Here is a 24090-nt window from a genome sequence, read left to right as displayed (position 1 = left end):
GAGAGAGAGAGAGAGCCGGAACGGCAACACCGGATAATCTTCATTTTGGCCTCCCTTCCCCTATTCCGCTGACAGTTTTAAATACATTATATACCCGCATATTTTTCTTTACAAGATTCGGCTCAACAAAAGTGAAGAGGTATGAAAATCTTATTAAAACAAAAAACATGTTACAAAGACAAAACCAGTTTATAAAAACAAGTGATGCACGTTAAATAAGACGATAAAGACTCTATAAAACGAGAAGGCACGAATATATGAACATTCGTGCCTTCTTCCCAAAATTTCTTTTGCCAAAAGAGTAAAAAATAAATTATTTCAATTAAATTTTTCCGTATGCTGCAGGCCGGCGGAGCGTCTTATGCCTCTAGGGAGGCTACGGCTTCATCCGTAAACAACCCTGTCAGCGTCTGCCTGACAACAACCTTTCCAGCGGCTTTGTCAGGGCGCATCCGGGCCATGACTTTGAGGCCCCAAACCTGCACTTGCACGTACAGTGCCGCATCTTCCGGCGTCACCTCTGGCCGCAAGCCCGGCGCACGCTTGAGCGCGTCCTTGATTCTGCCGCGTATCTGCTCCATATAATCCGCTACCGCCATTGCGAAATCCGGCGTATCCGTCGAAATGTTGGTGACGGTGTTTACCAGAAAGCACCCTCGCGCACGCGGGTCCTCAAAACTGCCCATGGCATGTTCCAAGATGGCGCGTACTTGTCCGGCTCCCGGCTGCGTCGCGGCCAGCAAGGCTTCAAGCGCGTCGATTGTCTCCTTGGCATACAAGTCCAGCGCCGCAAGCATGATCCCTTTTTTGCTGCCGAACCGGGCATAGAGGCTTGCCGCGTTGACTCCCGTCTCCTGGACGATGACGCTGATGGGCGTCGCCGCGTACCCGCGCTCCCACAGGCAATCAATGATTTCACGCAGTAACATCGTATGATCATAGGATGGTGGCCTTCCCATTGCAAACTCCTTCATCGCTTGGCATCAAAAACCGCTTGACAGAAACGGTCACCCGAGTATTTTAATGATCGTTAAATAAAAAAGCAACAGAGGCATTTTGCCCACAGCCGCATACCCCTGGAGGTCGCTATGCATTCTCTTCGTTCCAAATGGTTTGCCGTACTCTTGGCTTGCGTTTTCATGTTCGCGGCATACGGCCACTCCCCCGCCGCCGAACTCCCGCAGACCGGCGCGCTCGCCCCGGCTGAAGCCCTGCAGCTGATGGACACGCTTGGCGACAAGCTGACCGTCATCGATGTCCGTACCGAGCAGGAATACGCCCAAGGCCACGTCCCCGGCGCTCTGCTCCTTCCGATCCAGACACTGCGCGAACATATGGGTCAAGTCCCCGCCGACGGCTCCGTCCTGCTCCTCTGCCGGACCGGACGCCGGGCTGAAACGGCCTACGACATGATCCGGGAAGCGTACCCTCAGAAGAAGAATCTATGGTTTCTCAAAGGAATACCCGTATACGGCAATGACGGCTCATTTACTTTCAAGTAAGACCTTCTGAAAAGCCCGCAACTGCCGACAAGGAGAATATGCCATGCAACAGCGCTATAACGCCATCATTATCGGATTCGGGAAAGGAGGCAAGACGCTGGCCGCCTATCTCGCGGATCAAGGACAATCCGTTGCCATCGTCGAACGCTCGGACAAAATGTACGGCGGCACCTGCATCAACATCGCCTGCATCCCCACCAAGACGCTGGTCTACGAAGCGCATAAGAGCCTGTGCCGCGGAGAGCGCAGCTTTGAGGAAAAGGCCGCCGATTATCGGCGCGCCATCGCCCGCAAGAACGAAGTGACCGGTTTCCTGCGCGGTAAAAACTACGCCATGCTTGCCGACCGGGACAATGTGGACGTCATCACGGGGACGGCCTCGTTCGTTTCCCCGCATGAAGTCGAAGTCAAAACGGCGGACAAAACCCTGCTCCTCTCCGGCGAACGCATCTTCATCAACACCGGCGGCGAAACCGTCATCCCGCCCATTGAAGGCGTCCGCGAAAACCCGCGAGTCTACACCAGCACCACCATGCTGGAGCTGGAAGACCTGCCCCGCCGTCTGATCATCCTCGGCGGCGGGTATATCGCGCTGGAATTCGCCTCGTTCTACGCGGAATTCGGTTCACGGGTCACCATACTGGAACGCGGTTCCCGCTTCCTTGCCCGCGAAGACGCCGATGTGGCCGACAGCGTCCGCAAGGCGCTGGAAAACAAGGGTGTAACGATCATAACCGGTGCATCCGCCAGTGCCGTACGCGACGCCGGGGATGAAGCCGAGGTCCGTTTCATTCTCGACGGCACGGAACAGGCGTTGCCCGTGGATGCCATCCTGCTCGCGACGGGCCGCCGCCCGCTCACGGCGGGGCTCAACCTTGAAGCCGCTGGCGTGAAGACAACGGAACAAGGCGCGATTGCCGTGGACGAACGCCTGCAAACCTCCGTTCCGCATATCTGGGCTCTCGGCGACGTCAAAGGCGGCCCGCAGTTCACGTACATTTCGCTGGACGACTTCCGCATCGTCCGGGATGCCCTTTACGGAGAGGGCAAGCGCGTCGCCAGCGACCGCGATCCCGCGTATACCGTATTCATGGATCCCCCTCTCGGTCGCGTGGGACTCACGGAACAGGCCGCCCGCGACAAAAACCTCGACATCAAGGTTGCCGTCCTTCCTGCGGCAGCCATCCCCCGCGCCCGGTTGATGGGTGAAACCACGGGTATGCTCAAGGCCGTAGTGGACGCAAAAACCGGAACCATATTGGGTTGCGCCCTACATTGCGCCGATGCCGGAGAGATGATCAATGTCGTGGAAACGGCCATCCGTGCGGGTAAAGGCTACACCTTCCTGCGGGATATGATCTATACCCATCCTTCCATGACGGAAGCCTTGAACGATCTCCTCTCGAAAATCAAGTAATCGCGCTGGTAACTATATATAGAGCAAGGAAGGGAGGAAGCCTAGGGTTTCCTCCCTTCCTTGCTTTTCCCGGCAATCAGCGCACATTCAGCCCATCATTCTCCGCATATAGGGAACCACGCGCAAGCGCCAGCCCGTCAGTGCCGCATTGCCGCCCGCCGGGCCCTCTCGGCCCGCTGGCCTGAGATGTGAAACAATGCCAGCCCGGAGAGGATGAGCGCGCCGCCGATCCATGTTTCCACGCCGGGCAGCTCGCTGATCACCACATAGCCGAGCACAAACGAAAGCAGCGGCGTCAAAAACATGAACTTGGTCACGTCACTGGTGGTCGCAGCAAAAGAAAGCGCCTTCGCCCATAACAGATACGCCAGCGCACTCGGGAAAACGCCCAGAAAGATCACCGCGATCACATGGGAAAGAGGGGCCGACTCGATCTGGCGTATGGATTCCGGCAAAAAGCCCGCAAGCATCACCGTTGCCGTAAAAAAACTGTAGGCCGTTATCTGGAGCGACGTATACCCGTTTGCATAGAGCCGCTGGATCACGTTGTACGCACTGATGGCAAGGGCGGCCCCGAGCATCCAGAATACCCCGGCGTTGATCGAAACGCTCCCGTTCCACAGCATCAGGACGAGCACCCCGAGGAACGCAAGCCACAGCGCAATCCACGCAAGCCGCGTCAAACGCTCCCGGAATACGACGGACGCCATCAGCGCCGTAATGATGGGCGCGGTAGCAATGAGGATGCATCCCGTGGCCGCCGTCAGCGTCTCGGAACCTTTATTGAAGATGAACAGATAGATGGAAAACCCAAGCGCGCCCGAAAGCGTGAACCGGGGCAACTCGCGCCAGTTAAGCATCCTCACGCCCTTGCAGCGCAGCACGGCATAGAGCACCACGGACGCGATGGCGCAACGCAGGAACCCGAGCGCGGTTGACGAAAAAGACAGCAACGCCACTTTCGTGAATACGAATGCGGACGACCACAGGACTACGGTGGCGAAGGCATACCACTGGCTCGAAACGGCTCCGGTTTTCATCTCTTCTCCACGCTATTCGGGTATAAGGACTGTTTCTTAAGCTGCTCAAGTGCGTCCGCAGACGATTTTCCAACGTCTCCCGGACGGCCGCAGCCAGCGCTACCGCTTTTCCGTCGAAAAAAGACGGCGGTCCCCAAAATAGCCAAGGGCCCGCCGTCCGGATCAACCGTTGAGTCAGTTCCAGCCGATGTGCCTGACGAGCGCGCAACGGGTTTCAACCGTACGCCGATAATTAATGGAGGGATAGCCGAACAACATTGCGTATCCCAGTTGGTGCGTATCCGGAATACCCAAACGGAGCAGGAAGTCGGGCAGCACGTCCCGCAGACACCAGTACAGCAGGCCGCACCAGAGCGTGCCTATCCCGCGCGCCTGTGCCATCAACTCGAAGTACGACAGATAGATGAGCGGATCCTGCTCGACGCAGGTCGCATTCTTCGCGTTGGCCACGATCACGCAATGCGGAGCGGAGCGGAAAATGCCGTCCCATCCCCCGGCCTTCCAGAGCTTTCCGGCGGAAAGGAAAAACGCGCGGCGCTGACAGTCCGGCATGGCACCCGTTTCCGCCAGCTCGTCCAGACGCAGGTAGACAGCCTCCCGAAAGGCATCCATCGCCGCAATGTCGTCGACAACCGAAACCAGCAGATTCTGCGCATTGCTGCCGGTAGGCGCGTAGGCCGCACTGTCGAGAAGCTCTTGAAGCAATGCTGGCGAAACGTTTTCGCGCTTATAGTGCCGTACGGAGCGGCGTCCCTTGAACAGCGTATCCAGTTGGCGGGGCTCCGGGATATTGCCCGCAAGCGGCGTGCAATCAGAGGCGGCAGTCCCCATTATGGAAACAGCCCCCGTAGGGCAGACCGCAAGGCAGTGCTGACAGCGGATACAATGCCCTTCATCGACCATCACAGGGTACATGTCCATGCGGAGAGCCTGATGCAGACAATCTTTGACGCAAGCCCCGCACGAAACGCACAGGGACTCATCCACCTTGAAATCAATCATGATTGCCTCCTTGAGGTTCTTCCTTCCGGGAATAGCATACCTGCCCTTTTTCGCAAGGGCGCATCTCTCATAAAAATACCTTTTAAGTACAAATAGATGTTTAGCAAAAGCCACCTTCTCCACGTACGACCAGCCCCATCCCTTTGCGCTTTCCACGCAGGACACGAAAAAAGGCCGGAACATTCCGGCCTTTCCCCTTTCCGCCCGGCGCAAACAAAATCCGGCCCCACAGTACCGCAGGGCGAATCCCATTTCCCCAACGCAACAGGCGAACGGTGCTTTCTCTCGAAGGAAAAGGAATTCCAAGGGTTGCCGCCCTGACCTTCATGCAGGGCGGCAATCCCCACCCCCTCTTTCTCCCGCTTACTTGTCTTCTGGATCTTCGACGGAGGCGACGCACAGGGCGTTGCTGCCTTCATAGGGCACGCAGCCTTCAACGCTCACTTCCTTGGCCCGATCGCCGAACGCCGCCGCGCCGGGCACGCGGAAGGTGGCAACGTCCAGAGGCTCGATGGCCGTTTCAACGGGCTTGGCGACCTGCGGCACCCATTCGTAGGGCACGCGGTAAGCGCGGTACGTCATGTTCATGGGCACGAACTTGCCCTTGTACGGGGAAACGAATTCCCACACGATCTTGTGGTCGGGCGTCACTTCAAACACGCGGCCGTCGGAACCTTCGGTGATCAGGGTGTTGCCGTTGGGCAAACGCTGCATACCGCTGATGAAGGGGCTGTAGAAACGGTTACTGTCCATCGGGGCGAGGAATCCGGCTTCAGTGGGCGTGTACTGCCACACGATCTTCATGGCCACGGGGTCGATTTCCAACACGCGGGAATAGTCGCGCAAGGCCGCCTTCACGCCGGTAGGAGCACCGGGGTTCGGCACGTCGTAACCGCCCCAGCCGCCGTTGTCGAACACGAGAATGTTGCCGCCGCCGGGCAGGGTGTGAGGAATCATGTGCGCATGATGCTGCCCGATGATCCAGCCGATAGCCTTGGCCTCAGGACTGTTGTCGTAATCCGGGCCAAGCTTCCAAGTGATTTTGCCGGTGGCTTTGGAAATGATGAAAATGATGTTGGCTTCGCGGCCGTCCACGATGATATTGTCGGGATGGAAACGCTCGTCGCCCGCGTCATACCATCTGTTCGGGCCGAGCACCGACATCGAGTTGATGTGCATCCAGTCGCCCATGCCTTCGGGCTGCGTGGGGCGGTAATTGGGATTGCGGGCGAGGGTGTTCTTGGGGCCTTCGCGGAAGCCCATCTCGTCGAAATGCTCGTTGCAGTTCCATTCCCACACGATGTCGCCGTCCCAGTCCACTTCGAGGATCACGTCGTCGAGAAGCTGCTTGTCGGAAATCTTGGGATTGCGGGCGTTGCGGTGCGCGAGCACAAGCGTATTGCCGGAGTCGGTCTTGGGCTCCATGCCGGGCGCGTAGTAGCCGGTGGTGCTGCCTTCGCGCTGGAAATCATGATGATAGCGGGCCATCCAGCGACCGGGGATACCGGGATCGTCGATGAATTCGTTCCTATCAAACTTCCAGACGATGTTGCCGTCCCAGTCCACCTGAATGACATCAAGCCCATCCTGCACACTGTACTTGCCGCTGCGGCGGCCACGGCTGGTCAGCAGATAACCGCCGGGGAAAATCTTGTTGGGCATCCCGTGAACACCTTTCCAGACATTCACCTCACGGCCGTTCATATCCATAAGGACGGCGCCGACTTCCTGCGCCTGAAAAATCGTAAAACCGTTCCAGCTTCTTTCGGGATCGTAGACGGTTACACCAGTGGGGTAAATAGTAGGATGGCCCATGACATGCTCCTTAATTTGTAGTGCGTCAGGAGAACTTCTCTCCACATGGCTGAATCCTACCCCGAAAAAAGAATCCCGCGCTGTTGCGTTTGTTACATTTGGCGCAACTATTCCACGTTTCCTCTCAACAAAAACGATTATCCTTTATTTTAAGCATGCTGTGATAATTTCTTCTACCCTCTCGTCTTCTTCCGTTTGGCTTTCCCCTGCTCCACGCCCAGCCTTTTACCCTTTCACGCAATTCGGCCTACCGCCCAAGTACAAGGCCCTCCGACCCCCAAAAAACTTTTTTGAGGACACAATAAAAAAGGGCCGAACTCATACCGAGTCCGACCCTTGTCGTGTCAATCAGGATGGTTCCCGTGAAAGACCCATCACATCGAGCTTTATACTGTAGAGCAAAGGACGAATCCTCTGCCTTGCTTCCTTGCTTGGTTCGCCCGAAACGCGCCTTAGGCGAGCTTCGTCTTGGCCAGTTCGACCAACTTGGCGAAATCTTCCTTCTGACGCACAGCGAGGTCGGCCAGAACCTTACGGTTCAGAGCCACGCCAGCCTGAGCCAAACCAAACATCAGCTTGGAATAGGACAGGCCGTTTTCGCGGGCGCCAGCGTTGATGCGCAGGATCCACAGCTTGCGGAATTCGCGCTTGCGCTGCTTACGCCCCACAAAGGCGTACGCGAGCGAACGTTCAACAGCTTCACGAGCGGTGCGGTACAAACGGCTGCGGCCTCCGCGGAAGCCTTTAGCCATATCCAAATATTTCTTGTGCCTACGATGGGCAGCAAGACCTCTCTTCACGCGCATGGAATTATCCTCCGATGCTTATTGGGAACCCGGCGAGGCGGAGATCATGCCAGCCGAGTGCAGAAAAAGGGATACAATACGCTACGCTTAGGCGTAGGGCATCATCCGACGAACAGCTTTCACGTTGGTGGCATCCACCAAAGCGCCCTGGCCCAAACGCATCTTGCGCTTGGCATCCTTCTTGGTGAGGATGTGGCGCAGGTTCTGTCTGCGACGTTTGAACTTGCCGGTGCCAGTGGTGGAAAACCGCTTGGCGGCACAACGTCTGGTCTTCATCTTAGGCATGGTCAACTCCTGACTTGAGGATCAATCTCACGGGAAATCCTATGGGGCACGACACCCCAACACCTCCACGTCCGAAGACGTGAAGGCGCATGATGTCCTATTTGGACGCCGTTGGCAAGTGCTCGCAGGGGTATGACCGCGAAAAATCCGCTAGTCTTCCTGAGCCGGAGCGTCCTGAGCGCCACTCTTCTTGGCCACTGGCGTCAGCAGCATCTGAAGGGTACGGCCTTCCGCTCTCGGTTCCTGCTCGACCTTGCCCACGTCCTTGGTGTCGGCAATGACACGTTCGAGGATGCTCAGCCCGCGATCCTTATGGACGATTTCACGCCCACGGAAGAAAACCGTCACTTTAACGCGGTCTCCATCCTCGAGGAATCGCTTGATATGCCGGACCTTGGTCTCGAAATCGTGGTCATCGGTCTTGGGACGGACCTTGATTTCCTTGATCTGCACCACAGTCTGGCGTTTCTTGGCCTCTTGCTTCTTTTTCTGCGTCTCGTACTTGAACTTGCCGTAGTCCATCACACGACAGACCGGCGGATCGGCCGTAGCGGCGACTTCCACCAGATCAAGACCATGTTCCTTGGCCATGGCAATGGCTTCATTACGGCCCAGAATACCAAGCTGTTCCCCTTCGGGGCCGATTACCCGCAGTTCACGGGCACGAATCTGTTCGTTCCGGCGCACGCCGTCTTGGGGTACATCCCGACGAGGCTTTGCATTAAGAGAAGCGATAGCTCATCCCTCCACGTTTGAACGGTTCCGCGCAGTCTTCCTGCACCAAGGCCGCCACTTCGTCCAACGACTTCACGCCCAGATTTTCTCCGGTACGCAGACGGACGTTGACGCTGCGGGCTTCCACTTCCTTGTCGCCGACGACAAGAATATACGGAATCTTGGCAAGCTGAGCCTCACGAACTTTGAAGCCCAGTTTTTCATTGCGCGTATCAACTTCCGCACGGATGCCCTGCTTCATCAAAGCCTCACAGGCTTCTTCAGCAAAGGCGTTCTGTGCGTCGGTAACAGTCAATATCTTGGCCTGCACGGGAGCGAGCCAAGTGGGGAAAGCTCCGGCGTAATGCTCGGTAAGCACCCCGATAAAACGTTCCAGCGACCCCAGAATGGCGCGGTGCACCATAACGGGGCGATGCCGCTCGCCATCCTGTCCCACGTATTCCAGCTCGAAGCGTTCCGGCAACGTAAAGTCGCACTGGATGGTTGAGAGCTGCCATTCGCGGCCGATGGCGTCCGTCACCTTCACGTCGATCTTCGGGCCGTAGAAGGCACCGTCCCCGGCGTTGATGGTGTAGGACAGATTCGCACGTTCCACAGCCTTGATCAAGGCGTTGGTGGCGAGTTCCCAAGCCTCGTCGGAGCCGATGGCCTTCGCGGGCTTGGTGGAAATAACCACGCGGTACTGGAAACCGAACAAAGCCATCAGATCACGGACCAGCGCGATGACGCCGATGATTTCATCTTCCAGCTGCTCGGGCGTACAGATGATGTGCGCGTCATCCTGCGTGAACTGGCGCACACGCAGCAAGCCATGCAGCACGCCGGACTTTTCGTGACGGTGCACGACGCCGAGCTCGAAATACCTCTGCGGCAATTCACGATAGCTACGCAGATGCGCATTGTAAATGAGCATGTGCGAAACGCAGTTCATGGGCTTGATGCCGTACATGTCGCCTTCGATCTCCGTGAAATACATGTTTTCACGGTAGTTGGCGTAATGGCCGGACTGTTCCCACAGCTCGCGGCGCAGAACCTGCGGGCCCTGCACGAGCTGATAACCGCGCTTGATGTGTTCGCGGCGCAGGAAATCTTCAAGGATCGTACGGAGCAACATCCCCTTGGGCAGCCAGAAGACCATACCAGCGGCCACATCCTCATGGAATGCGAACAGATCGAGTTCCTTGCCGAGCTTGCGATGGTCGCGGCGCTTGGCTTCTTCGATACGGTTCAGGTATTCCTTGAGATCCTTGGCATCGGCAAAGGCCGTTGCGTAGATGCGGGAAAGCATACGGTTCTTTTCGTCGCCGCGCCAGTACGCCCCGGCAACGGACAACAGCTTGAACGCCTTCACGAACCCGGTATTCGGAATGTGCGGCCCACGGCACAGGTCAACGAAATCGCCGTTCCTGTACAGGGTGATGGTCCCGTCTTCGAGGCCCTCGATCAGCTCGACCTTGTAGGGCTCGCCCATATCGTTGAACAGCTTGACGGCGTCGGCCTTGGAAATGTCCATCCGCTCGAACGGAACCGCAGCATCAATGATGCGCTGCATTTCCGCTTCAATGGCTTCGAACTGATCGGGCGAAAACGGCGTTTCCACGTCGAAATCGTAGTAGAAGCCGTTTTCGATGGAGGGACCGATGGTCACCTTGGCGGCGGGGAAGAGCTTCTTGACGGCCGCGGCCATGACGTGCGCGGCGGAATGGCGGATGAGGCCCAGCCCTTCGGGGGTGTCGGCAGTAACAGGAGTCAGGGTGAGAGTCTCGGTAGTAGTGGGGACAGGCGCAGTCAGATCCAGAAGCGTATCGCCGGCCTTGCAGGCAATCGCCGCCTTAAAGCGTTTTCCGCTCAATCCCTCTTTCAGAGCATCCGCACAGGACGCCCCGTCGGAGACCTCAACCATTTTTCCTTCTACTGAGACTTGCATGACAGCACCTTTTTGTTGGCTTCGGAGCTCATCCGAATAACAATAACAACGAGAAAAAAACAGGGAAGGAGGTGAACCTCCCTCCCTGTTCGGAGTCTTATGGTAGGCACGAGCAGACTTGAACTGCTGACCCCTTCCGTGTCAAGGAAGTGCTCTGCCACCTGAGCTACGCGCCTTCAACGTGATGCGAGAACTGCTTCTACGCAGGTTCCCCCTCTCCGTCAAGCGATTTTTCGGTTTTCTTTCAAAAATCTTTTTTTCCGAAGCCTGCTCTTGCCTAACCCATTCGATCTTTTTATATTCGTTATCAGAAAAATTTCGGATCTCCGCCCTTATCGTATGCGGGGATCATCCATCCCCAACAGGAATAGCTATGATGTCAGCCCATTACCCTACCGACAAAGGCGTCGCCGCCCGCGTGGAAGAGCTTCTCCGCGAACAGCTTCTTGAGCTCGGAGAAGACCCGGCAAGCCTCGCCCCTCACCTCATCATGCAAAACATGCAGTGCGAGGTCTATCCCGACGAGTCCATGGTGTATATCTGGAAGGACATCCCGATCCTCCGCGTCGCCCCCGAGCGCACCGATACGGGCGTCATGTGGCGCATGTTCACCCGCGACGAGGGTGAACCGCTCCAGTAAAAAGAAAAGGGCGGAACCTGCTCCGCCCTTTTCTTATGCCGAACGGCTCCCTTTCTTTAAGAAAGGACTCCCTTTCCCACTAGACGAGGCTTCCGCCCTTCTTGGAATATTTCAGGATGCCCTCGGCGCAGCGGTATCCCAAGGCGCCCACCGTGCCCGTGGGATTACAGCCGCCGTTGTGCGGGAAATTGCCCGCACCCACCACAAACAGGTTCTCGGCGTCCCAGTGTTGCAGGTAGGAGTTCACCACGCTGTCTTCCGGGCTCTTGCCCGTGATGGTGCCGCCCGTGTTGTGCGTGGTCTGGTACGGCACGATATTGTAATCCTTGGGGCTGGGCTTGGACGCCATGGCCTTAGGATTCATGGCCTTGGCCACCTCTTCGATTTTCTTGGTGATGTAATCGAAAAGCGCGCGGTCCTGATCGGTAAAGTTGTAGGTCATGCGCAAAAGAGGCAACCCGTAGGCATCCTTGTAGGTTTTATCCAAGGAAAGATAGTTGGCCTTGTAGGCGATGGACGCGCCCTGTGCCCCGATGCCCAGAGAACGGTTGAAGTTGTACGCGGCGGCCTTCTTGAACTCCGAACCCCATGCGCGCGTGCCCGGAGGGGTGGCGTTGCTCTCAATGGGGCGTTTGCCGGTCTGCGTCAGCGAAATGACGCCGCCGTGGATGAACTTGAGATCGGAGTGATCGAAGTTGTCGGCGTTGAAGTCGTCATAACACATGCCGAGCGCGCCAGCCCCGGCAAAGAGGTTCATGGGTTCTTCAAAGAAGAGCGTCGCGCCGGGCGTAATCTGATAGCAGTAGCCCCTGCCCAGCGTGCCCTGCCCCGTTTTCGGATCATACTGCTTGCCGATCTTGGAAACCATGAGCAGCTTGGCGTTGTTCATCACATAGCTTGACAGCACCACCACGTCGGCGGGCTGGATGAACTCCTCCAGCGTCAGCGTGTCGATGTAACGGACGCCGGTGACCTTGTTTCCCTTCTTCAGAATCTCCACCACATTGGCATTGCAGCGGATTTCGCAGTTGCCCGTTTTTTCGGCCACGGGGATGAACGTATTGTTGGGTTCCGCCTTGGCGTCGTACTCACAGCCGAAGCGCTCGCAGAACCCGCAGTACATGCACGGGTTGTGCGTGACGCCGTCCGGCGTGGTATAGGGCTCGGAGGCGATGGCCGCCGGGATCATATACGGGTGGCATCCCGTCTGCTTCGCCGCCGTCTCGAACTTGGACAAAACGGGCGTTTTCACCAGAGGAGGCATGGCATACGGCTTGGAACGCTTGCCGCCAAAATACCCCGGCTCTCCGGCAACCCCGAGAGCCATCTCGAAAGCCGTATAATATGGCTCCATCTCGTCGTAGGTGAGGGGGTAATTCTGCAGGATATACTCCTTGCCCAGCTTGTTTTTGCCGTACCGCTCATCCGTCATGGTCTTTATCTGGAAGTCATAGGGAGAGAAACGGAAATTCATGCCGTTCCAGTGCACGCCCGCACCGCCGAGGCCGTCGCCGAGCAGGAAAGAACCGAGCTTGCGCATGGGCAAGGCCCGCATTTCTTCCGTATTGCGGAACGTAATCGTCTCTTTGGACAGATCCTGCATGAGCCCGTAATTGACGGCATACCGCCATTCATCGTGGATATCCTGGAAATCCTCCACGCCCCTGCGGTCGCCGCGCTCAAGCCCCACAACGGAAAGCCCGGCTTTGGCGCATTCGGCAAGGGCGATGCCCCCGGTGAAGCCCACGCCCACAGTAACCACATTCACCTTTTTCAATTCTTTGGCCATGTCGTTCTCCTTGATTACTCCATGCTGGACAGGGACACGGGGGGCACCTTCTCAAACGTTTCGCTGGTCATGAGGTACGTGTAGGCCATCTGAGCCCCGGGGTACTCCTTCATGCGCCAGCCATCCATGTTGTTGTTGCCGTTGTACAGCGGGTCGGCATACGCGCCCGCCAGAACAGCATTTTTCAACAGGGGGAAGAAATAGTCGGAGGTAAAGCCCTGCGTGGGGAGCTTCCCCGCCTCGCAGTCCATAAGGATCTGATCCTGCTCTGCCCCGCTCAATTGGGGGAAATCCTTCTTGAAGCGTTCCTGCGCGGCGTTGTTCAGCGCCAGAATGCCCTGCTTGAAGAGATCACGGCGCACAAGCGGCGTCTGATAGCCCTGGGTGGGGGCGCCCTTGAAGTGAGGCCCGGCGATGTATTCCCTCGCGTTGTAGCCGTAGGCGCCCGCAAGCTGGTTGTCGATGAAGTAAGGGACGGCCAGCTCTTTGGCCCCGGGGCCGAGCTCGTCTTTGGGGAAAATCCGTTCGGCGGCCTCTGACAAGGTGGAAAAGTCCAGCTCGTTGGTGAAGAACATCCGAGCACGGTTCAAAGGATTGACCGTAGCCGCGGCGTGCCCCGAATGAGCGCTTCCACCCTGCTCCGCCGCCATGGAGACGGTCGAAAGGCCCAACGCCGCCGCAGCGCCGGTAACGAGGCCGGTGTACTGCAAAAACCTGCGTCTGCTGATATCTTTTTCATCAGGCATAAGAACGCCCTCCTTTTCCTTCGACGCTAAGGTTTCCACAAAAATATAACTATGATTTTCAGATGTTGCATGCATCCGTATGCAACAGGCATATCACATGACAATCCGTTAAGAATCGACGCGTTGTACGGTTGTCCGTATGTACTGCCAAAGGAGCACACCTTTAACTTTATAACCCCACGCTATTTCCGGATAGAAAAGAAAAGCCTCATGGAGCCGCTTTATTTAAGAGTACATTACCTTTCATCAGACGAAGAAAGAAAAAACATCAAAAAAACGGCGGCCTCAGCTTGTGGGGGCTGCGCCCTTTGTGAATGAAATATACATACTGCTCATACCCGGGCCCGCCCTGCCCATCTTTATCAAGCAACGAGGTCAACCAAAGATACATTTTATATTGTACTATGTTACAAAACATTCTCTCACGACAAGCTCTTTATCCGTAACGTGTCCGGGGAGCACAGAAAAGGCTTCCTCCGTCCGGAATCCGGAGCCTTATAAAAATTTTGTGAATTTTTTTATAAGCATATCCCGTTGATTAACAGTGCCTTTTGCTGCTTGTGCGCACGAAGAAGCCCCTCTTCCGGGGGAATCCAGCTTGACTTTTTTTTCTCAAGCGGACATCCTGAAACCGTGGTAAGTGCTGCGAGAGAGATTCCGCTTCCCTATAAGGAGGCGGAAGCACCGAAGGGGCAACGCCGGAAGGCCGAAACTCTCAGGTCCCAGAATCGCGCATCTTCGTGCCGCTGAATCCGCTTGTGGAGACAGGGCGTGCCATTAAACCTCAGGTACGCGTATGCTCTCCCCCATCCTTTTGACCAACAATCCCCGTTTTCAGGATTTGTCGCTCACGGGCATGGACATCACGTTCATTCCCGAGTGACCCGCCGCTGTCATTCGCGCGGCGCGCGACCTGATTCATAAGGGATGGCTTCTCGCCAACCACCCGCTGTACGGCAACTTCCTGCCTCATCAGATGCCCTACCGTTCGTTGGCCCTCACCCCCCGTGTCCGCTCCGGAGAACATCCGGTCGGAATCGATCCCACGTCTCTTCTTCTCATTGAACGGGCTCAGGCTCGTTACTATGATGTTGATCCTGCCCGTATGCCCGCGAGCCTTTCTGACCGGGAGATGCAGGATTGCGCGTTTGTGGATGTGGAGCTTCTGCGTGCTACCATCGAGAGTTTGGGCGGCAGTATCGAAAGCATTTCGAACCCGAACGGGAGCGGCATGGCGTACCCGCCCGGCCTGCTTCCGGACCACAAGGAGATGTAACGTGAAACTGGAACTGCACCGCATCAGTGTCGGCAAGCTGGCCTTCGGCGCACAGACGGGCGTTAGCGGCGGCGTGCTGACCATCAACAAGGATGAACTGGCATCGCTGCTGTTGCAGGACGACCGGCTTTCCGCCGTCGCCGTCGACGTGGCCCACCCTGGTGAAAACGTGCGCATCATGCCGGTCAAGGACGCCATCGAGCCCCGCTGCAAGCTGGAAGGCCCGGGCGAAGTCTTCCCCGGCTGGATAGGCGATGTGGAAAACGCCGGTGAAGGCAAAACGCTCGTCTTGGGCGGCATGGCAGTGCTGACCACGGGCCGCGTGGTGGCCCCTCAGGAAGGCATCGTGGACATGTCCGGCCCCGGTGCGGACTACACGCCGTTCTCCCGGACCTGCAACGTGGTCCTGTCCTTCGACACCGCCGAAGATCTGGAGCCCCACCAGCGCGAGGCCTGCTACCGTATTGCCGGGCTCAAGGCCGCCCATTATCTGGCCTCCGCCTGCAAGGACGCCGCCGCCGACAGCGTGGAAGCCTACGACTTCCCGCCGCTGGCCGAGGCCATGCACCAGCATCCCGGCCTGCCCAAGGTCGCCTATATGTACATGCTCCAGTCGCAGGGCCTGCTGCACGACACGTGGGTCTACGGCGTGGACGCCAAACGCATCCTGCCCACGATGATCAGCCCTACCGAACTGATGGACGGCGCGATCATCTCCGGCAACTGCGTCTCGGCCTGCGACAAGAACAATACGTATGTCCATCTGAACAACCCCGTGGTCAAAAGCCTCTATGAGCACCACGGCAAGGATCTCAATTTCGTGGGCGTCATCATCACCAACGAAAACGTAACGCTGGCGGACAAGAAGCGCAGCTCCTCCTACGCGGTGAAGCTGGCCCGTATGCTGGGCGTGGACGCCGTGGTCATCAGCGAGGAAGGTTTCGGCAACCCCGACGCCGACCTCATCATGAACTGCCGCAAGTCCGAACAGGCGGGCATCAAGACCGTGCTCATCACGGACGAATACGCCGGGCGCGACGGCTCCAGCCAGTCGCTGGCCGACTCCTGCCCCGAAGGCGACGCGTGCGTCACAGCGGGCAACGCCAATGAAATCATTGTCCTGCCGCCTATGGACAAGGTCATCGGCGATCAGGCTCCGGCGGAAACCATTGCCGGCGGCTTCTTCGGCTCCGTCCGCGAAGACGGCAGCCTTGAAGTGGAACTGCAGGCCATTCTGGGCGCCACCAACGAACTGGGCTTCAACCGCATCGGCGGACGCACCCTGTAGCCCGGCTCGACCGGCGCAGCACCGTGCAGGAGATCATCATGGCATATAAGCTTGTTCATTATATCAATCAGTTTTTTGCCGGTATCGGCGGCGAGGACAAGGCTGACGTCTCTCCCGAGGTCCGGGACGGCATCGTGGGTCCCGGCATGGCCTTCAAAGCCGCCTTCAACGGCGAAGCCGAAATCGTGGCCACCTTCATCTGCGGCGACAACTACTGTGCCAACCATCTGGACGACGTGGCCGCCCACATGGTGGAAACCGTGAAAGCCTATGGAGCCGACGGCCTGATCGCCGGTCCGGCCTTCAACGCGGGCCGTTACGGTACCGCCTGCGGAGCCGTGTGCGCCGCCGTGGCCAAGGAACTCCAGCTCCCCGTGGTCAGCGGCATGTACCGCGAAAGCCCGGGCGTCGACTTGTACCGCAAGGAAGTGACCATCGTCGAAACAGCCGACAGCGCCCGGGGCATGGGCAAGGCCGTGCCCGCCATGGCCGCCGTCATGCTCAAGCTGCTCAAGGGCGGGGAGATCGCCGATCCTGAAGCGGTCGGCGTCTTCCCCAAGGGCATCCGCAAGAACATGTTCTATGAACAGCCCGGCGCGGAACGCGCTGTGCAGATGCTCATCAAGAAACTCAACGGCGAAGCGTTCCGCACCGAATACCCCATGCCTGTGTTCGACCGCGTGGAGCCCCGCCCGGCTATCGCCGACATCAGCAAGGCCACCATCGCCATCGTTACCTCGGGCGGCATCGTGCCGTTCGGCAACCCGGATCACATTGCGGCCTCCTCAGCCCAGAACTACGGCGCATACGACCTTGACGGCGTCACGGACCTCCGCAAGGGCGAATACATGACCGCCCACGGCGGCTACGATCAGACCTATGCCAATGCGGACCCGGACCGCGTCCTGCCCACCGACGTGCTGCGCGATCTGGAAAAGGAAGGCAAAATCGGCAAGCTCTACCATGTGTTCTACAGTACCGTCGGCAACGGCACGTCCGTAGCCAATGCCCGCAAGTTCGGCACGGAAATAGGCTCCCGGCTCAAGGCCGCGCATGTGGACGGGGTTATCCTCACCTCCACCTGAGGCACGTGCACGCGTTGCGGTGCAACGCTCGCCAAGAGCATCGAAGATACGGCTGATGTCCCTGTCGTGCATATGTGTACCATCGTTCCCATTTCGTTGAGCATCGGGGCCAACCGCATCGTGCCCACAGTGTCCATCCCGCACCCGCTGGGCAATCCGGAACTGCGGCCCGAAGAAGAAAAACAGCTGCGCCGCGCGCTCGTCGATAAGGCCCTGTATGCCTTGTCTACCGACGTGGACGGGCAGACGGTGTTTTAAGCCCATGTGCCCCGGCGGTGTGCCGGGGACCTGAAAGGAGGGGCATGGCGTATGCGCCTGCCCCGCCGCTTCGGCCCGCAAGGGGTTCGCCTTCATTCCCTGCGTGCGGTACTGGCGTTTTACGGACAAGGCACGGACGCCGGGGCATCGTTTCGGCATCCCCAAACGCACTCCCCGCAACGCCATTGCCGACACACCGCCGCAAAAGGAACTGTAGAATGGAAAAACGTGAATTGGTCATCATCGGCGCGGGGCCCGCTGGACTTTCCGCCGCCATCTACGGCAAGCGCGCCGGACTCGATACCCTCGTACTGGAAAAAGGACGCCCCGGCGGGCAGGTTCTGATCACGAGCAAGATTGAAAACTATCCCGGCATACTGGATGGCACTGGCTCCGGGCTGGCGGACGCCTTCCGCACCCATGCCGAGCATTTCAAGGCCGAATTCCGCACCGCTTCCGTGCAGAAACTGGAAGTTCGCGACGGCGAGAAGATCATCACGCTCAAAGACGGTTCCGAAATCGCCGCCGGAGCGGTCATCGTGGCCAGCGGGGCCAGCTTCCGCAAGCAGGGCTGCCCCGGCGAAAGCACGTACACGGGCATGGGCGTTTCCTACTGCGCCGTATGCGACGCGGCGTTCTTCGAGGAGCTGGAAGTAGCCGTCATCGGCGGCGGCAATACGGCTGTGGAAGAAGCCTGCTACCTTACGGGGTTCGCCTCAAAAGTTTATCTGGTGCACCGCCGCGATCAGTTCCGCGCCGACAAGATGGTTGTCGATCACGCCCTGAGCAACCCCAAAATCGTGCCCGTCATGGACTCTGTGCTGGAATCCATCGAAGGCAGCGACATTGTGGAAAAAATCGTAGTACGCAACGTCAAGACCAACGAAAAGCGGGAGATTCCGCTAAGCGGCGTATTCATCTTCATCGGCACCTTGCCCAACGACGAATACGTGCATGACCTGCTGCAAAAGGATGAAGGCGGCTGGATCGTCACCGACGCCAGCCTGCAGACCTCCGTGCCCGGCATTTTCGCCGCCGGAGACGTGCGCGACACCTCGCTCCGTCAGGTGGTGACCGCCGCCGGAGACGGTGCGCGGGCCGCCATGTCCGCCTACGCCTATCTGCAACGCTAACCCGGCACGCCAAGGAGGATGAGATATGGCCACAGCTGGCATCAAGGCCGCAGCCTACTGCCTGAACTTCGCCCCCGAACTGGCCCTGCACTACGGCGGCACGCCCGCTCAGGAGCGCAAGAGCAAACCGGATTCCGAATTCCTGCGCGCATTGCCGGAGTACGCCCAAACCTATGAGGAAGCGCAAGCCTACGCGCCCAACAAAACCTATATCGGCGCCATGAGCATCGACGAGCTCGAAAAGGCTCCCGCGCCGTGGTTCGACAATCTGGGTACGCCGGAGCGTTTCGGCACGTTCGGTGAAATCATGCCCGAAGACGAATTCCTCGGGCTCATGGACATCTGCGACGTTTTTGACCTCATCTGGCTGGAAGAAGGCTTCGCCGCCTCCGTTGCGGAAAAGCTGGCCCAGAACCCCGTAATCGGGGAAAAACAGCTGGCCAGGCTGGAAAAAGGCCGCCCGGAGTCGGACATTCTGGACGTGGTGGAAAAACAGCACGCCCTGCCCCTCTACTCTGAAGGCAAGCTGGCGGGCTGCTGCCGCCGCGCTCACGATACGGACGAAAACCTCGAAGCCGGCATCATGCTGGAAAACTTGTCCTGTAAGGCCAGCGGCGTGCTCGCCCTGCTGCACCTCATCAAAAACGCCGGGCTTTCTCCCTCGGACATCGACTTCGTCGTCGAATGCTCCGAGGAAGCCGTGGGCGACGCCATGCAGCGCGGCGGCGGCAACATGGCCAAAGCATTGGCTGAAATAGCCGAATGCGGCAACGCCAGCGGTTTTGACGTGCGCGGCTTCTGCGCCGGGCCCGTGGCCTCCGTCATCACCGCCGCAAGCATGGCGGCCTGCGGTGCGCGCGCCAACGTGGCCGTGGTCAGCGGCGGCTCCGTGCCCAAGCTGTACATGAACGCCCGTGATCATGTGAAGAAGGACGTGAAGGCTCTGGAAAACTGCATCGGCAGCTTCGCGCTGCTGATCACGCCCGACGACGGGCAGACGCCGGTTATCCGCCTCGACTCTTTGGGCAAGCATACCGTCGGCGCGGGCGCGGCTCCTCAGGCCATCACTTCCGCTTTGACCTTCGAGCCGCTCCAGAAGGCGGGGCTCAAGATGACGGACGTGGACAAATATGCGCCCGAACTGCACAACGCCGAAATCACCCTGCCCGCCGGGGCGGGCAACGTGCCCGAGGCCAACTATAAGATGATCGCCGCCCTGTCCGTCATGAAGGGGCAGATCGAACGGGCGGACATCCCGAAATTCGTGGCCGAACGCGGTATGCCGGGATTCGTCCCCACGCAGGGGCACATCCCCTCGGGCGTTCCCTATATCGGCCACGCGCTGGAAGCCCTCAAGGCGGGGACCATCAAACGAGCCATGATCATCGGCAAGGGCAGCCTCTTCCTCGGCCGCCTGACCAATCTTGCCGACGGCGCGTCCTTTATTATGGAAGGCCCCGGTGCTGGTACGGAACCCGCGCAGGGCGTGAGCCAGAGCGATGTGACGGAAATGCTGCTTGCCGCCCTGTCCGACGTGGCGGCCAACCTGCAAAAAGGCTAGGAGGCGCTATGGCTATGCAAGAATGCAAGCGCGCCATCCTCGGCAAAGCTCTTGAAGATCTGGTGGCCCGCGCGCGCAGCGGCAAGGAGCCGTGCCGCATAGGGCTCATGGCCTCCGGCGGGGAACATTCCGATGCGGAATTCCTCGCCGCCGCAAGCGCCGCCATGAGCGCGGACCCGGCCCTTACGGTGGTCGGCGTCGGCCCCAAGCCCTCGGGCATCCTGCCTCAGGGCATGGACTGGATCGAAACGGGCTGTGAAGGCCCGGAACTGGCTTCCGGCATGGAAAACGCGCTGGCCCAGGGGCGCATCCACGGAGCGGTGGCTCTGCACTACCCCTTTCCCCTCGGCGTGACCACCGTGGGGCGCGTGCTGACGCCGGGCACGGGCAAGCCCCTGTTCATGGCATCCTGCACGGGCATGAGCGCGGCCCACAGGCAAGAGGCTATGCTGCGCAACGCGATACTGGGCGTGGCTGTAGCCAAGGCGTTGGGCATAACCTGCCCCTCGGTGGGCGTGCTCAACCTTGACGCAGCCCCGCAGGTGCTGCGTGCCCTGAACCGCATGGCGGAAAAGGGCTACCCCCTGAACCTCGGGCAGAGCGTGCGGGGCGACGGCGGTTCCCTGCTGCGCGGCAACGACCTGCTCTGCGGCGCGGTGGACGTCTGCGTGGCCGATACCCTGACGGGCAATGTGCTCATGAAGGTCTTCAGCGCGTTCACGTCCGGCGGTTCCTACGAAACCAGCGGCTGGGGCTATGGCCCTTCCGTGGGCGAAGGATGGGACAAGGTGGTGAGCATCGTGTCCCGCGCTTCGGGCGCTCCGGTCATCGCCAACGCTCTGGCCTACACGGCCGCCGCCGTTCGGGGCAGGCTGCCCGCCGTGGTCGCGGAGGAAATACGCCTCGCCAAAGCCGCGGGCATGGATGATGAGCTCGCGGCCTTTTCCAAGGTTGCGGCCGCTCCGCGGGACGAAGTGCAGGCTCCGCCCGCCGTGCCCACGGACGAAGAAATACACGGCATTGACGTGCTCGATCTCGAACTGGCCGTCCGTTGCCTGTGGAAAGAAAACATCTACGCCGAAGCCGCGATGGGCTGCACCGGCCCGGTCGTCAAACTGGCCGGTTCAAGCCTCGACAAGGCCCGCGCCGTGCTGACCGCGTCCGGTTACCTGTAAAAAACGCCGTTCCGCCCGGAAAGAGTCCTGTTCCGGGAATACGTTCACTCTCAAGCAAAGCGAGGTACGCAATGATCATTGTCGATAAGGAAACGTTCGAGGCCGAAGTGCAGCAGAGCTCCATGCCTTGCGTGGTGGATCTCTGGGGCCCGCAGTGCGGCCCCTGCCTTGCCCTGATGCCCGAAGTGGAAAAGCTCGCCGAAGCCTATGAAGGCAAGCTCAAATTCTGCAAGCTCAACGTGGCCGAAAACCGCAGGCTCGTCATCAGCCTGCGCGTCATGGCCGTACCGACCATCCTTTTCTATAAGGGCGGGGAATGCGTGGCTCGGATTTCCGGCGACGCCGTGTCCATCGAAGCCATCAAGGCCGAAGCGGACAAACTCGTCTAACGTATGCGGACAACGGGCCGTCATGGTCTGTAGTATACTCACCCAACCATAACTCAAGGAGTGATGTTATGGGCAAGCTTTCCGGCAAGAAGCTTCTGCTGCTTGGCGAACGGGACGGCGTTCCCGGCCCCGCCATGGCGGATGTCTTCGCCAACTCCGGTGCGGAAGTCCTGTTCTCCGCCACCGAATGCTTCGTCTGAACGGCCGCAGGAGCCATGGATCTGGAAAATCAGCAGCGCGTCAAGGACGCCGCTGAGAAGTATGGTGCGGAAAACGTCGTGGTGATTCTCGGCTCTTCCGACCCCGAAGGGGCGGAAATCTATGCCGAAACGGTCACCTTGGGCGATCCCACCTTCGCCGGGCCCTTGGCTGGAGTCCCGTTGGGACTCTGCGTGTGTCATGTGCTTGAACCCGAAATCAAGGCCGAAGCCGATGCCGCCAAGTGGGACGAGCAGATCGGCATGATGGAAATGGTCCTCAATGTGGATGCTCTTGCTGACGCTGTGCGCAAGATGCGCGAAGCCAACAGCAAGTATCCGCTGTAAGACATACGGTTAGCCGAAAAGATAAACACTCCGTGCAGCGTTCCTTGCTGTGCGGAGTGTTTGTTTTAGAGCAAACGAACTTTGCGATACGGGAAATGGATTGGCGAGGGGATGGGGAACTTTCTGGAGAAGAGGGAAATCCACACGTTTCTCCTCCCCCCGCCTTCAAAGATTTTCGTATTTAACGAATCCTTGTTCACAGCCTTTTCTGGATCATTGCAAAGTTGACCTGCCCTATCGTTCGTCGCGCCACCTTTTGCAGAGATGATGCTCTATGCGGAATTGATCCAGCAACCTGCCGGTGAAATGCCTCATCATGGCCTCAAGGGACGTATCCCGCGTGTAAAAGGCCGGGGTGAAAGGCATGACGACGGCACCAGCCTCCGTAACCGCCTGCATATTCTTGAGATGGATAAGGTTCAGTGGCGTCTCGCGAGCCACAATGACCAAGGGGCGGCGCTCCTTGAGCGTTACGTCCGCCGCGCGGTGTATCAGATTGCTGCCCGCCCCGCTGGCGATGGACGCCAGAGAACTCATGGAACACGGACAGATGATCATCCCGTCATGATGCCATGAGCCGCTGGAGGGCCCCGCCGCCATATCGGAACTCTCATGCACCGCGTGGGCATACCGCGCCAGAGCAGCGGAGGGTATCCCGCATTCGGCCTGAAGAACCCGTTCCGCACCCGCGGAGATTATCAGGTGTACTTCCAGATCGGACACGGTGGCCAGATTCTCCAGAACGGCCTGCGCCAGCGGCATCCCGCTCGCGCCGCTGATTCCAAGGACAAGGCGATACATACGTTCTTTTTCTCCGTGATACTATCCGCGTACAGGACAATGGAGCATGGTGCGGGTTGTCGGCATGAACTCACGCCGTGGCGCGCCGATGGACATGGATATTGCCGCCGCCGTCTGGATGACTTCGCGGATCAACAGCGCCGAGGATTCCTCAGTGATGCGTACCGTAGGCACTGAGCAGCCTATGGTAGCCACGAGATTACCGGTATAATCGAAGATAGGGGCGGCTACACAACGGACCCCCGTAAAGATTTCCTCGCAGTCGAAGCCCACCCCTTCCCGGCGTATCACCGCCAACTCCGCACAGAAACGGTTGATGTCGTCCGTGGTCAGCTCCGGCCTTGCCTCGCGCAGTTCATTGAGGAATTTCAGCAGTTCGCTCTCTTCCAGAAAAGCGCAATGGACCTTGCCCGATGCCGAGGGATAAATGGGGAAGGAAGACCCGATGATGGAGTCCAGCCGCAGGATCTGCCAAGAAACCTGCTGTGCCATGACCACCATGTCAAAGTTTTGGGCTACACACAGGTTGACGGTTTCGTTTACTTTTTCCATAAGCTGGCGGCAAGCGGGCCGGGCTTTCTCCACCAGGCTGTTGTTGGAGGCGATCCGCTGCCCCAGCTTGAAAAACTTCAATGTCAGGCTGTAGGCGCCGCCCTTGCCGTCCTGAGACACAAAGCCGAGTTCACAGAGGGTCAGCAAGATACGTTGCAGCGTCCCCTTGGGGAGGCCAGAGGCTTTGGCAAGATCACGAAGCTCCCATTTTGCCTGATGAGCCATCAGCTCAATCACGCCGAATGATTTACCGAGAACACCAATGGTGTAATATTTATCCGCCAAAGCCATATTATCTCCTTACTATGAAAGTTCGGTGTGCG

Annotated in this window: 24 protein-coding genes, 1 tRNA gene and 1 riboswitch; of the genes, 12 read left to right on the top strand and 13 right to left on the bottom strand. The window is 58.7% G+C overall.

The window, feature by feature from the left end; genetic code table 11:
- The coding region (locus tag HMPREF0178_RS22690) for a hypothetical protein (protein WP_232281315.1) at positions 1-215 on the top strand (215 nt) is incomplete at its 5' end.
- 144 nt (positions 216-359) lie between these two features.
- Here HMPREF0178_RS22690 and HMPREF0178_RS17425 read toward each other — a convergent pair.
- A complete protein-coding gene (locus HMPREF0178_RS17425; RefSeq protein ID WP_009381170.1) occupies positions 360-959 on the bottom strand; it encodes a TetR/AcrR family transcriptional regulator in 600 nt (199 codons plus the stop codon).
- A gap of 129 nt (positions 960-1088) precedes the next feature.
- On the opposite strand from HMPREF0178_RS17425, the gene HMPREF0178_RS17420 reads away from it, so the two are divergent.
- Positions 1089-1502 (top strand): rhodanese-like domain-containing protein, encoded by a 414-nt coding sequence (locus tag HMPREF0178_RS17420; protein WP_009381169.1) that lies wholly within the window; start codon positions 1089-1091, stop codon positions 1500-1502.
- Between the two features lie 43 nt (positions 1503-1545).
- On the top strand, positions 1546-2919 hold the full coding sequence (locus tag HMPREF0178_RS17415) for an FAD-dependent oxidoreductase (protein ID WP_009381168.1): 1374 nt from the start codon (positions 1546-1548) through the stop codon (positions 2917-2919).
- Positions 2920-3056: 137 nt separating this feature from the next.
- Here the strand turns inward: HMPREF0178_RS17415 and HMPREF0178_RS17410 are convergent, their stop codons facing one another.
- From HMPREF0178_RS17410 to HMPREF0178_RS17375, 8 genes are all read right to left on the bottom strand, one after another.
- Positions 3057-3959 carry a DMT family transporter gene (locus HMPREF0178_RS17410; protein ID WP_009381167.1) on the bottom strand — a complete coding sequence of 301 codons (903 nt, stop codon included), beginning with the start codon at positions 3957-3959 and terminating at the stop codon, positions 3057-3059.
- 174 nt (positions 3960-4133) lie between these two features.
- Positions 4134-4961: a nitroreductase family protein gene (locus HMPREF0178_RS17405; protein WP_009381166.1), complete on the bottom strand. Its 828-nt coding sequence runs from the start codon at positions 4959-4961 to the stop codon at positions 4134-4136.
- A 363-nt stretch (positions 4962-5324) separates the two neighbouring features.
- A complete protein-coding gene (locus tag HMPREF0178_RS17400) occupies positions 5325-6776 on the bottom strand; it encodes an aryl-sulfate sulfotransferase (protein WP_009381165.1) in 1452 nt (483 codons plus the stop codon).
- A gap of 452 nt (positions 6777-7228) precedes the next feature.
- Positions 7229-7582 (bottom strand): 50S ribosomal protein L20, encoded by a 354-nt coding sequence (gene rplT / locus HMPREF0178_RS17395; RefSeq protein ID WP_005030649.1) that lies wholly within the window; start codon positions 7580-7582, stop codon positions 7229-7231.
- Between the two features lie 87 nt (positions 7583-7669).
- Positions 7670-7867: a 50S ribosomal protein L35 gene (gene rpmI, locus HMPREF0178_RS17390; RefSeq protein ID WP_005030647.1), complete on the bottom strand. Its 198-nt coding sequence runs from the start codon at positions 7865-7867 to the stop codon at positions 7670-7672.
- Positions 7868-8017: 150 nt separating this feature from the next.
- Complete coding sequence (infC, locus tag HMPREF0178_RS17385; RefSeq protein WP_081637690.1) at positions 8018-8602, bottom strand: translation initiation factor IF-3; 585 nt, start codon at positions 8600-8602, stop codon at positions 8018-8020.
- A complete protein-coding gene (gene thrS / locus HMPREF0178_RS17380) occupies positions 8589-10529 on the bottom strand; it encodes a threonine--tRNA ligase (RefSeq protein ID WP_039959292.1) in 1941 nt (646 codons plus the stop codon). The genes infC and thrS overlap by 14 nt, the downstream gene beginning before the upstream one ends.
- A 100-nt stretch (positions 10530-10629) precedes the next feature.
- Positions 10630-10705: transfer RNA gene (locus HMPREF0178_RS17375), tRNA-Val, on the bottom strand.
- 197 nt (positions 10706-10902) lie between these two features.
- Here HMPREF0178_RS17375 and HMPREF0178_RS17370 point away from each other — a divergent pair.
- Positions 10903-11169: a hypothetical protein gene (locus HMPREF0178_RS17370; protein WP_005030640.1), complete on the top strand. Its 267-nt coding sequence runs from the start codon at positions 10903-10905 to the stop codon at positions 11167-11169.
- Between the two features lie 79 nt (positions 11170-11248).
- Here the strand turns inward: HMPREF0178_RS17370 and HMPREF0178_RS17365 are convergent, their stop codons facing one another.
- Positions 11249-12958: a GMC family oxidoreductase gene (locus HMPREF0178_RS17365; protein WP_009381163.1), complete on the bottom strand. Its 1710-nt coding sequence runs from the start codon at positions 12956-12958 to the stop codon at positions 11249-11251.
- 14 nt (positions 12959-12972) lie between these two features.
- Positions 12973-13704 (bottom strand): gluconate 2-dehydrogenase subunit 3 family protein, encoded by a 732-nt coding sequence (locus HMPREF0178_RS17360; RefSeq protein ID WP_009381162.1) that lies wholly within the window; start codon positions 13702-13704, stop codon positions 12973-12975.
- Between the two features lie 636 nt (positions 13705-14340).
- Positions 14341-14445: riboswitch (glycine riboswitch) on the top strand.
- A 154-nt stretch (positions 14446-14599) separates the two neighbouring features.
- Here HMPREF0178_RS17360 and HMPREF0178_RS17355 point away from each other — a divergent pair.
- The 8 genes from HMPREF0178_RS17355 (at position 14600) to grdA (ending at position 22414) form a co-directional block, all read left to right on the top strand.
- Entirely contained in the window at positions 14600-14980 is a 381-nt protein-coding gene (locus tag HMPREF0178_RS17355; RefSeq protein ID WP_198135016.1) for a GrdX family protein, read from the top strand.
- Between the two features lies 1 nt (position 14981).
- Positions 14982-16268: a glycine/sarcosine/betaine reductase component B subunit gene (locus HMPREF0178_RS17350; RefSeq protein ID WP_005030630.1), complete on the top strand. Its 1287-nt coding sequence runs from the start codon at positions 14982-14984 to the stop codon at positions 16266-16268.
- Between the two features lie 38 nt (positions 16269-16306).
- Positions 16307-17611 carry a glycine reductase complex selenoprotein B gene (gene grdB, locus HMPREF0178_RS17345; protein WP_083832541.1) on the top strand — a complete coding sequence of 435 codons (1305 nt, stop codon included), beginning with the start codon at positions 16307-16309 and terminating at the stop codon, positions 17609-17611.
- 218 nt (positions 17612-17829) lie between these two features.
- Entirely contained in the window at positions 17830-18744 is a 915-nt protein-coding gene (gene trxB / locus HMPREF0178_RS17335; RefSeq protein ID WP_005030626.1) for a thioredoxin-disulfide reductase, read from the top strand.
- A 25-nt stretch (positions 18745-18769) separates the two neighbouring features.
- Positions 18770-20305: a glycine/sarcosine/betaine reductase complex component C subunit beta gene (gene grdC, locus HMPREF0178_RS17330; protein ID WP_009381158.1), complete on the top strand. Its 1536-nt coding sequence runs from the start codon at positions 18770-18772 to the stop codon at positions 20303-20305.
- A gap of 8 nt (positions 20306-20313) precedes the next feature.
- A complete protein-coding gene (grdD, locus tag HMPREF0178_RS17325) occupies positions 20314-21480 on the top strand; it encodes a glycine/sarcosine/betaine reductase complex component C subunit alpha (RefSeq protein ID WP_009381157.1) in 1167 nt (388 codons plus the stop codon).
- A gap of 71 nt (positions 21481-21551) precedes the next feature.
- Positions 21552-21869, top strand: coding sequence for a co-chaperone YbbN (locus HMPREF0178_RS17320; RefSeq protein ID WP_005030620.1), 318 nt, complete (start codon positions 21552-21554; stop codon positions 21867-21869).
- Between the two features lie 68 nt (positions 21870-21937).
- Entirely contained in the window at positions 21938-22414 is a 477-nt protein-coding gene (grdA, locus tag HMPREF0178_RS17310) for a glycine/sarcosine/betaine reductase complex selenoprotein A (protein WP_081637692.1), read from the top strand.
- Between the two features lie 234 nt (positions 22415-22648).
- On the opposite strand, the gene HMPREF0178_RS17305 is transcribed toward grdA, so the two are convergent.
- Together HMPREF0178_RS17305 and HMPREF0178_RS17300 are read right to left on the bottom strand one after the other, a co-directional pair.
- Complete coding sequence (locus tag HMPREF0178_RS17305; protein ID WP_009381154.1) at positions 22649-23215, bottom strand: UbiX family flavin prenyltransferase; 567 nt, start codon at positions 23213-23215, stop codon at positions 22649-22651.
- Between the two features lie 21 nt (positions 23216-23236).
- Positions 23237-24058: an IclR family transcriptional regulator gene (locus HMPREF0178_RS17300; RefSeq protein WP_009381153.1), complete on the bottom strand. Its 822-nt coding sequence runs from the start codon at positions 24056-24058 to the stop codon at positions 23237-23239.
- Positions 24059-24090: the final 32 nt, after the last annotated feature.

The organism is Bilophila sp. 4_1_30 (assembly GCF_000224655.1).
In the GTDB taxonomy this organism is placed as follows: domain Bacteria; phylum Desulfobacterota; class Desulfovibrionia; order Desulfovibrionales; family Desulfovibrionaceae; genus Bilophila; species Bilophila wadsworthia.
Note: the sequence above shows the minus strand (reverse complement) of the source record. Positions and strands in the feature narration are given on the sequence as shown.